This window comes from Pseudomonadota bacterium (assembly GCA_018823285.1).
Lineage (GTDB): Bacteria > Desulfobacterota > Desulfobulbia > Desulfobulbales > JAGXFP01 > JAHJIQ01.
This window is the reverse complement of sequence record JAHJIQ010000060.1, coordinates 1-10,486: the sequence shown is the minus strand read 5'-3', so window position 1 is coordinate 10,486 and position 10,486 is coordinate 1. Positions and strand designations below refer to the sequence as shown.

Annotated in this window: 7 protein-coding genes; 6 read left to right on the top strand and 1 reads right to left on the bottom strand. The window is 52.9% G+C overall.

All coding sequences use genetic code 11. From position 1 onward, the window contains the following. The 5 genes from KKG35_13705 to KKG35_13685 form a co-directional block, all read left to right on the top strand. On the top strand, positions 1-1,456 hold a 1,456-nt coding region (locus tag KKG35_13705), incomplete at its 5' end, for a fibronectin type III domain-containing protein (GenBank protein MBU1739183.1). 202 nt (positions 1,457-1,658) lie between these two features. Beyond that, complete coding sequence (locus tag KKG35_13700; GenBank protein MBU1739182.1) at positions 1,659-2,789, top strand: transposase; 1,131 nt, start codon at positions 1,659-1,661, stop codon at positions 2,787-2,789. A gap of 78 nt (positions 2,790-2,867) precedes the next feature. Further along, complete coding sequence (locus tag KKG35_13695; protein ID MBU1739181.1) at positions 2,868-3,137, top strand: hypothetical protein; 270 nt, start codon at positions 2,868-2,870, stop codon at positions 3,135-3,137. Positions 3,138-3,492: 355 nt separating this feature from the next. Beyond that, the gene (locus KKG35_13690; protein ID MBU1739180.1) at positions 3,493-4,215 is read left to right on the top strand and encodes a polyprenol monophosphomannose synthase; all 723 of its coding nucleotides are present in this window, start codon (positions 3,493-3,495) and stop codon (positions 4,213-4,215) included. Positions 4,216-4,259: 44 nt separating this feature from the next. Next, on the top strand, positions 4,260-6,353 hold the full coding sequence (locus KKG35_13685) for a tetratricopeptide repeat protein (protein ID MBU1739179.1): 2,094 nt from the start codon (positions 4,260-4,262) through the stop codon (positions 6,351-6,353). 34 nt (positions 6,354-6,387) lie between these two features. On the opposite strand, the gene KKG35_13680 is transcribed toward KKG35_13685, so the two are convergent. Further along, on the bottom strand, positions 6,388-8,364 hold the full coding sequence (locus tag KKG35_13680) for a hypothetical protein (protein MBU1739178.1): 1,977 nt from the start codon (positions 8,362-8,364) through the stop codon (positions 6,388-6,390). A gap of 756 nt (positions 8,365-9,120) precedes the next feature. Here KKG35_13680 and KKG35_13675 point away from each other — a divergent pair. Beyond that, positions 9,121-10,486, top strand: a 1,366-nt coding sequence (locus KKG35_13675) for a hypothetical protein (GenBank protein ID MBU1739177.1), incomplete at its 3' end; no start/stop codon positions are given.

Genomic DNA, 10,486 nt, shown 5'->3' with positions numbered 1-10,486 from the left:
TGGCAACGGACCGGTCCAGATGGTCAATCCGAGTGCGAACAACTGGAACATCACCATGACCGGTGTTTCGTATTCCGCTAATGTGACGATTACCGACGAGGCGGCTAGCAACAGTCCGGTTGTTCTTCCTGTAACCGATAATAGTCCGGACGTAACACCCCCGACTCATACCGGCAGCTTGACTGCTACTCCGATCAGCTACTCTCAGATCAACCTGAGCTGGCCGGCAGCAACCGATGCTAAATCCGGTATGCATCCGACCACCCCGTACAAACTGGTCAGGGCAACAGGTGCTACGGCTCCGGCTGACTGTACCGGTACTGCTGTCTACACCGGCACTGCCCTGAGTTATAACGACACCGGGCGGACAGAAAACACCCAGTATTCCTACCGGGTCTGTGCCTACGATGCGGTGAACAATGTGACCAGCGGTCTGACGGCGTCGGCTACTACTCCGGTTATTCCTCCGGATACCACGCCTCCGACCCATACCGGCAGCCTGACTGCAACTCCGGTCAGCACGTCTCAGATCAATCTGAGCTGGCCGACTGCTACCGATGCTGGTGTTGGTATGCATGCGACTACCCCGTACAAGCTTGTTCGGGCAACCGGCGCAACTGCTCCTGCTAACTGTACCGGCACTGCCATTTACACCGGCACTGCTACCAGTTACAACAACACCGGTCTGACCGAAAGCACTCAGTATTCGTACCGGGTCTGTGCGTATGACGCGAATAATAATGTCACCACCGGTCTGACCGCTACCGCAACCACACTTGGTGGAGGAGTAACTATTCTCAATGGCTGGACTGCAACACCGCAGCTTACTGCAACAACCGGTAACATGAGTGGTTCTGTTTCGGTCAGTGCCGGTAGCAACAGGATGCTGGTCGTATCCGCGCATACCTATGATTCCGGCGGTGCTACTGGTGTGACCGTGACCGGTACCTACGGCGGTCGGCCCCTGAATGTAGTGGTCAGCGAGAACAGTAACCGTCGACACTCCTTCTTCTTGACCCTTGATGAGGCAGGTCTGCAGGCGGCTACCAGCACGACCTTGAGTCTGACCGTAACCGGAACTCATACTGGTGCTGCAGCCTATGTTGCTTCGTATCAGGGTGTTAACCAGTCGAATCCGTATGGACCTAGCGCGATTGTCGGTGGCGGATACAACAACAACACCAATAATGTTTACATCTCGTCCGGTACCACAACTGCCGGAACTGCGCTGCAAACTGCTAACGGTAGTGTGACGATCTTCAACCAGACGAATAACCTCCAGACATACAGCAGCAACTCAGAGAGTTATACAATGGAAACTGGTGAGACCGATAGCGGTGGAGTAACCGTAATGGTCTTCGAGAAGTCGTTCACCGCAACCGGAACCACGAACCCGACCATTACCTACGGCGCCAATACCAGGGCTGCTGGTGTCATCATGAGCCTGCATCCGTAAGTGATGTTTGATTAACAAGAACCCACACTTACAGTGTGGCTTACAAGGGACGCCCAACCGGGCGTCCCTTTTTTTTTTGTCTTGATTCCGAGATCTATAGGAGCTGAATGAGATGTGAGTTACGCGAGGCTCTCTTGCCTGCTACGATTTGACTCGCAATGACTTGTTTGTTCGGTCATTTCGTCTATAATAGGGGACGTTGGTGCAAAACACACTTTCATTTTGTTTTAAAACAGGATATTATCGAAAACATGGCGAGACAACCAAGAATAATAGTAATAGGGGACGTTGGTGCAAAACACACTTTCATTATGTTTTAAAACAGGATATTATCGAAAACATGCCGAGACAACCAAGAATGGATGCTCCTGGAACCTTGCACCATATCATGGGGAGAGGGATTGAGCGGACAAAGATATTTCGAAACCGGATTGACCGGGATGATTTCCTCATCCGGCTTGCCGGTCTTTGCAGTGATGAGACTCTGCTTGTCTATGCGTGGGTTCTTATGCCCAACCACTTCCATATTCTGGCTAGAACTGGTCGTCAGCCGCTTTCCTCAAGCATGCGGCGTCTCCTCACCGGTTATGTGGTCAATTTCAACAAACGCCATAAACGCGCCGGCCATCTTTTCCAAAACAGATACAAATCGATTGTCTGTGAAGATGAACCCTATTTGTTGGAATTGACCAGATATATCCATTTGAATCCTTTACGGGCCAGGTTGGTTAACGATCTGGCAGGATTGAATAAATATGAGTGGTCTGGGCATTCTGCTCTGATGGGCACGGCAGTCAGAGATTGGCAGGAACAGGAAACAATTCTTGCCTATTTTGGAACGAATTTCGAGAAAGCGAGAAAAGGTTATGAGAGCTTCGTGAAGGATGGCATTGCTTTCGGGAGTCGACCAGAACTGGTTGGCGGTGGGCTGTTGCGCAGCCATGGCGATTGGTCCCAAGTGGTGTCGTTTCGCAGAAAGGGTAATATCGTTAGTGCGGATGCCCGCATATTGGGCGGTAGTGATTTTGTCGATCAGCTTCTATCTGAGGTTGAAAAAAAGGAGAAGGAGACGTTGCGGCTTTTTGCCGATAAACTCGATTTAACGACGCTTCTTGTGAGAATTACCGAGGATGTAGGTGTAGAGGCATCGGCTGTCAAGAGCGGAGTTAGAAAAAGGGCGGTGGTTCGAGTCAGGAAATTGTTGTGCCAGATCGCTGTGCGCAGGATGGGTTATTCCGGCGCTGAAGTGGCCCGTTTTCTCGGGATTACTACCTCGACTGTCAATCGCCTGGCAAGCGGGAAGGAATTGCCGGAGATCTGGCAGAATGTGTAATAATGCTACTTTTGCACCAGCGTCCCCTGTTCTGGCAAGCGGGAAGGAATTGCCGGAGATCTGGCAGAATGTGTAATAATGCTACTTTTGCACCAGCGTCCCCTGTTCGTCCCCCTGTTTCATGCTGGAGCTGAACTTGATCTGCTTGTCTTCAAGGGGGGAGAATCAGTCGGTATTGAAGTAAAGTATACTGAAGCTCCCAAAACAAGCAAATCCATGCGGGCGGCCATCGACGATTTGCAATTAAAGCATCTCTATATCGTTTATCCAGGGAGCAAATCCTATCCATTGGACAAGTCTATCACCGCACTCTCGATTAAGGATCTAAACAACATTTTTGTTGTTTAGAGAATAAAGGGTCGCATCGTTAATCAGGTATCCGATACTGACAGCATGTTGGTAGTGATAGAAGATTTTCGCTCAAACCGGAAAGCTCTCCTCATGTCGTGACAAAATTATGGGGAGCTGCTAATTTACATCAATCATTTCACCCTTTGGGTACTCGCTTTCGTACCCCCTTGAGTGGTATAAGTCTGATGTTTCGCAGATAAGTACCCTTTTAGGGCATTAGCTCCGCCTTTTGGTATGCTTTCACCCATAGTGTATAAGATGCGTATGGGCAGACAAGCTGATTCACTCATCTAGATCGGTAAGAGCAGACGAGCTGCTCAACTTATATGATCTTTTGCCATATCTTATTACCATGAAAAAACTGGTCATCCTGCCTACCTACAATGAAAAGGAGAATCTCGCCCAGATTGTGGCGATGGTTCTGGCGGTGGATTCGTCCTTTGAGGTGCTTATTGTCGACGATCACTCACCGGACGGGACCGGGGAGATCGCCGACCTGCTTGCCTCGAGCGAAACGCGGGTTCATGTCCTGCATCGGGAAAAGAAACTCGGGCTTGGCACTGCCTATCTAGAAGGGTTTCGATTCGCCCTGGACCGGAACTTTGATCTCATCTTTGAGATGGATGCCGATTTTTCCCATAATCCCGAATATCTGCCGGATTTTGTTGAAGCGAGCAGGACGTTTGACCTGGTGATCGGTTCCAGGTATCTACAGGGAGTCAATGTGATCAACTGGCCCCTGTCGCGCCTGCTCCTCAGTTACGGAGCCAATATGTATGTCCGGTTGGTGACGGGTCTTGGTCTGCGGGATGCCACCAGCGGTTTCCGATGTTTTCGGCGGGAAGTGCTGGAGGAAATCGATTTGCACAAAATTTCCTCGGAAGGCTACGCCTTTCAGATCGAGCTGGCGTATATCTGCTGGCGGAAAGGGTTTGCCGTTGGTGAAATTCCGATCGTCTTTGTCGAAAGAAGGGCTGGAAAGACCAAAATGAGCCGGCGGGTCATCGCCGAAGCGGTGTGGATTGTATGGAAACTCAAGCTCCTGAACCTCTTCGGGCTCTACCGAAGAAAATAGGTCCCCCGTGAGCAGTTACGGCACGGGAAAGAATTGATTGGCGGATGAATGAAAGATTAAGAACATACAGCTGGTATTTTTCCCTGGCCGTCGTCGTGGTCCTGGTCTTCGGACGGACAGTGGGTTTTGATTTCGTTTCCTACGACGATACTATCCACGTCTATGAAAACCATTATGTCAGGAATTTCTCGGCCCGGAACCTGCTGTACTTCTGGCAGCAACCCCATGAAAAGCTGTATATTCCCCTGGTCTACAACCTCTGGGCTGTTCTGGCCTGGTGCTCCGGAATCCTTTTTCCCTCCGGCGGGGGCGAGCCGAACCCCCACCTGTATCATGCCGCCAATGTTCTCTGCCACCTGCTGAATACATTCCTGGTTTTTTCGCTCCTGAAGAAACTGCTTCATGACCCGTGGGGGGGGCTGGCTGGAGCGCTTCTTTTTGCACTCCATCCTGTCCAGGCCGAAGCCGTTTCCTGGGTTTCCGGGATGAAGGACCTGCTCTCCGGGCTGTTTTTTCTTCTGGCCCTGAACCAGTATGTGCGATGCCTGGAGAAAGATCCCGAGGCCAGGCTTCCGGTCTCCTCGTATATGCTGGCAACCCTGTTTTTTCTTCTTGCTCTCTTTTCCAAGCCGTCGGTCGTTGTTCTGCCTGTCGTCGCCGCGGTCATCGCGCGCTGTTTTTACCATCGTTCACTCCGGCGGCTTATCCCGGAGCTTGGGCCCTGGGTTGCCCTGGCCGTCCCGATCATCACAATGACCAGGTCCATTCAGGTCGGAGGGGGGACAATGGCAGAAGTGTCACTGGCCCATCGTTTGCTGGTTGCCGGGGATGCCTGCTCGTTTTATCTCTGGAAACTGTTTTGGCCGCTGGGGTTGACCTTTGACTACGGGCGATCCCTGGAGTATGTCCTGGCGCAGGGCTGGGTCTATCTGACCGGGATCATCCCGGTTCTGGCCGCTCTTGTTATCTGGCGGTTCCGTCGACCCTGGCTGCTGGCCGCTGCCGGTATATTTATCAGTTTGATCCTGCCGGTTTCCGGTCTGGTTCCATTTCCTTTTCAGATGATGTCAACCGTTGCGGACCGTTACCTGTATCTCGCGATACTTGGGCCGGCATTGGCTGCTGGCTGGGCGTTTTCCCGTTATCGGCAGAAAAAACCTGTGCTGATTGTTGCTGTCCTGATCCCGGTTCTGCTCGGAGCAGGAACAGTTGTCCAGAAATCCCATTGGCGGAACAGCGACGCTCTTTATGAAAACTCCCTCAAGATTAATTCTCGCAGCTGGATGTCCCTGCATAACCTGGGGGCTTTGGCACAGATCCGAGGGCAATACAATGAAGCCATGGCATACTATGAAAAGGCTCTTGCCGTTAAACCGGATTCTCCTATTGCCTGGAGTATCTATAGAGATATTGGATCCCTGTACCGGATAACCGGCGAATATGAAAAATCCATTGCCGCCTACCGGAAATCCCTTGATTTCTGGCCTGAAGCCCCTGCCTATTACGGTCTGGGCCAGACCTATCTGGCGATGGGTGACCCGGCGGCGGCGATTCCTGTTCTGATCAGGGCGGTTGAAAAGGACCCACGGATGCTGGATGCGTATCATGCCCTGGCCTCGGCATATTATTCGGTGGGCAGGAGAGGGGAGGCCCAAAGTATCGTCGCCCGTTCCCTGGCTATCGCTCCGGGACAGGCGGAACTTCATGCCATCCTTGGCAACATTTACTCTGATGTCGGTCAGGACCGGCAGGCCATTGCTGAATATCAAAGGGCTCTTGCCCTGAATCCCCGTCTGGGAGATGCCCATGCCGCTCTGGGATTTGTCTGGTTTCGGCAGCAGGATACCGCCAGGGCTCGCAAGGCTTTTAAGAAGGCAACGGAAGTCAGTCCGGAGAGTGGGTCCGGCTGGAACGGGTTGGGGATGATGGCTTATCAACAGGGGAACCTTCTGGAGGCCCTGGACGCCTTTCTTCAGGCAATCAAGGTTGATCCGGACGACGGCCTACTGTACAACAATGTTTCGCGGGTCTATTTCGAACTGGGCCGCTATGACCTGGCCGTCTCCTACTTCGATCAGGCCGTGGCCCGGGGGGTGGTCGACCCGGTCCAACGCCAGGCCGTTGAGCCCTACCGGTGATCCTTACTCCTCCGGCCTTGCCTGCCTGCCGCCTTCACAGCCAATAATCGCCAATGGTAAATCCACCCCAGTAGCCAGAGGCCGGGCCTTCCTTGTATCGTCCCTTTTGATGGCGGTGTTCAATTTCAGCGGCACCGGCTTCGATGGACGGGAGCCATTGACCGGAGACCATCCCTGTGACATCGGTGAAATATTTACCGATGATACGATTTTCGCCCAGCACCCGGCCGAAGCCATAATACGCGGCTGCCCGGAGGGGGAGAGATGGAATTGTTTCTAAAAGCAGAATGGCCTCCCGGGGGGTGGCAAAAAAACGTTTGCCGGTAATCCACCCGACTCCCTGATAAAAGAAATTTCGATATTCCGGGGGAATGGTCCGGCCGATGTTCACAGCATCCTGGATGTTCCCGTACCTATCCATGACCAGCCACCCCAAGCCCTCGTATGCGAAGTGGCGATATTCCGCCGGAAAACGGTTTGTCATCGCCAGAAAGACCTGGTAGTTGTCCTGGTCCGGTTCGACGTCTTCAGGGTAAAATCCCAGTTGTGCCAGGCCCCATCCCATACCACGGTAGTAATCTTCCAGTCGGCTCTGATCGATCTTGTTCGCCACTTGAAAGGCGAGCGGGGTTGTCGCTTGCAGTCGGCAGTATTTATCGTACATCCGCCAGCCGAATCGTTCGTATGAATAGCCATTCAAGTCGAAGGACGAACCCAATTGGCGGAACTTGATCGAGTCGTTTACCGCGAAGAGACCCAGAACAATCATGAGAATGAGGGCTGTCCTCTGGAGTAACGATGTGAGTTTGCCCCATGTTTTTTCATGGTCAGCATCATTTCCGCTCGTCAGTTGAGCGGCGAGAAGGAAGAGAGATGGATAGAGTGGCAGGAGATAGCGAAAAGTAATGAAACCGAATCGGTATTTTTCAGTGTAAAGCTCAAAATCAAAGGGGCTTGCCAAGTAGGTTGCCAGAAAAATCAGGCAGTACATGCCGGTGATGACCATGACCGACTCCCGCACTGGATAGGGGAACCATTTGCCGTATTCCTCGGTCGATGAGACCTTGGTCGCAAGTCGTCTCCCCGCCCAGAATAAACCGGCAATTGCGGCCAGGGTCAGCAGGGAGAAATAGAGATTTGAATAGAGCGGGAATGAATAGGGCGGGTTGTCTGGAAAACAGGGAGAATGTGGTAAGTTCCGGCTGATCAGTAAAATCCCTTTGTTCACAAGTTCGGATAAACCGGGAAAGCCTGTACCCCTAGTGGAGAAGACCGATTTGACTGGCGGAAATCCCTCGGAAAGTCGGATCAGTGGCCAGGGTAAAAATCCGACTGCCACGGCCGGAAGGAAGAAACGGAACAGCTTGCAGCGTACTTTCAATTTTATGAACGCCAGGGTGAGCAGGACGGTCACCAGCATCGGGGCAAAGATATAGGCGAAGAACATCCCGAAACCGCAAACAATCCCGAGGCCGATCAATAACTTCTGTCGCTGTGGCAGTGAATCCGTGGACAGATATTCAGTAAGAAGCAGCATCGCCATCGCGATGAAAAAGCAAACATTATTATGATGGCCCCAGATCATGAGATCGGATTTCAGAATCAGGGGCGGGGCCAGGCAGAAGAGAAAGGCCAGATTCCGGGCGGAGGTGAGACCGCCAAGGCGCCATGCAACTCGAAGCCAGAGCAGGAAGGTGGAGAACGAGACAAGGAGCGCGGATAATTTCATCGCCACAAAATTAGGGCCGAACACCTTCAGAAATGGGGCGGTGAGGAAAGACATCACCAGGGCGCCCCCCTCCTGGGGCCAGTACATATAATCCTGGAGTGGAAGATGCATGCCACGTAACAGCTCCAGGGCAGCGGTGCCGTTGAATATTTCTTCGTCATCATAGATGGAGGTGGGGGCGGAAACAAGAATGAGGAAACGGATGATGAAAAAGGCCGGAATGGCGCTCCACCACAGAATATGTTTGTTTTCCCAGAGGGTCTTGAAGTTTTTTTTGCTCACAATATCCGGCGCTTTGTCCAGGAAGCGATACGAGGTTTTCTTTCCCGGTGATTGATCATTGAGATTGGTCGCAATCACCCCCAATGGTGAAACTGTCGTGTAAATCTACACGACTGGTTCATTCGCGTCGAGAACGAAGTGTCGCGAACCTTCAACAGGCGGGTATCCATTCATATCATCAATCAAGTTGCTCGGCACTGCTTTACACCCAAGGGCACTCTCTTCAGTACCCCTTGAGGGGGCTAGGTCTCGAGGTCTCGCTCACTCGCTTATCGGTAAAAGCAGATACGCTGCGCAACTCAGCTTTTCACCCTACGGGTATAAGTTTCGTTTGAGCAGGCAAGCTGCGCAACTCAGCTTTTCACCCTTCGGGTATAAGTTTCGTTTGAGCAGGCAAGCTGCTCAACTCAGCTTTTCACCCTTCGGGCATAAGTTTCGTTTGAGCAGGCTAGCTGCTCAACTCAGCTTTATATTCAAGGCGGATCGTGGTAATTTACCAGGATGAAGATGGATTGGGCCGTGGCGATCGGTTCCCGACAGCACTCTTCCTTCCGGAGGGAAAAAAGTGGTGTGTCATGAAATATTCTTGGGTTTGCTGTCGGTGCCCCGCAATCCCTGTGAGCGGCAATGAAATACAGTGTGAATAGTTTGAACATGCAATGCGAAACGCAATCCCCGCAGCTCGAAGTCTCACTCTGTTCACTATCTGCTGCGGGGAGCTTCAATAGATTTGTGCGGCGTCACCGGCAAGAGCTCTTGACCTGTCTCGGTCTCACCGTGGCCGTTTTGGTCGTCTATGGCCAGGTCTGGGATTTTTCATTTACCTCTTACGATGATGATCGTTATGTAGGTCAGGCAATGGTCCGCCAGGGAATCACCCCTGCCGGTGTTTTATGGGCCTGTACATCGATCGTCAATGGGGCCTGGATGCCGGTCACCTGGTTCAGCCACATGCTTGATTTTCAGTTGTTCGGGGAGTGGGCCGGGGGGCATCACCTGGTCAATGTCCTGTTTCATCTCGCCAATTCCCTGCTCCTTTATCTTCTGCTGTTTCGTCTGACCCGGGCTCAGGGAAAAAGCGCGCTGGTCGCCACCCTTTTTGCCCTGCATCCCCTGCATGTGGAATCCGTAGCCTGGATTGCCGAGCGACGGGATGTCCTGAGTTGTTTCTGGGAACTTGCGGCTGTCATGGCGTATGCCGGTTGGATCCGCCGGGGAGGGTGGGGGCGTTATCTTGTTGTCGTCATCTGTTTTGTTGCCGCCCTGGGGGCGAAACCCATGGCGGTCACCCTCCCGGTCGTCTTGTTCCTGCTTGATTTCTGGCCGTTTGGCCGGCTGCTCTCCGAAGGTGGGGAACAGCGGCAGCCGGAATGGAGAATATTTATCCGCCGCCTCCTGGAAAAGGCCCCCCTGCTGCTCATTGCCCTGCTGATTTCCGCGCTGACGGTCTTTGCTGAGGATCAGCATGGCACCGTTGGCAACCTGGTCCAGTATCCCATGCTGTTCAGGCTGGAGAATGCCCTGCTGGCCTATTGTCGTTATCTTGGCCAGGTGATCTGGCCGGTGGGTCTGCATCCCCACTATCCCTTCCCGGACTCGATTCATCCCGTGACCGTGTTCGGTGCCGCTTTTTTTCTGGGAGTGGTGAGTTGGGTCATGCTTCGGGCGGGTAAATCAAGACCTTACCTGGCTATGGGCTGGCTGTGGTATCTCGCCACCATGCTGCCGGTGATCGGCCTGATCCAGCAAGGCGACGGTTTTGCCCTGGCCGATCGTTATACCTATTTTCCCCTGATCGGAATTTTTATCATGATCGCCTGGGGAGGCGATGAACTGGTCCGGAGAGTGATTCCGGCAGAGCGATGGAAAGCCGGACCTGCTCTCGCGGTCCTGCTGGTGCTGGCAGGATGCTCCTACCGACAGGCCGGATTCTGGCGGGACACTCCGACCCTGTTCGGTTATACCCTTTCCGTTGACCCAGCCAACCGGATCGCCCTGAGCCAGCTGGGAGTCTATTACCGGGAGCGTGGTCAACTGGCGAAAGCGGCCCCATATCTCGAGAAGGCGGGAAAACTGTATCCGAAAGATTTTGATGCCCGGGCCAACCTGGGGCAGCTGTATG

Bases quoted from the DNA above. Each gene is read 5' to 3' on its own strand.
- KKG35_13695 (MBU1739181.1), top strand. From the start codon at position 2,868: ATGCTACTTTTGCACCAGCGTCCCCTGTTCGTCCCCCTGTTTCATGCT.
- KKG35_13690 (MBU1739180.1), top strand. From the start codon at position 3,493: ATGAAAAAACTGGTCATCCTGCCTACCTACAATGAAAAGGAGAATCTC.
- KKG35_13685 (MBU1739179.1), top strand. From the start codon at position 4,260: ATGAATGAAAGATTAAGAACATACAGCTGGTATTTTTCCCTGGCCGTC.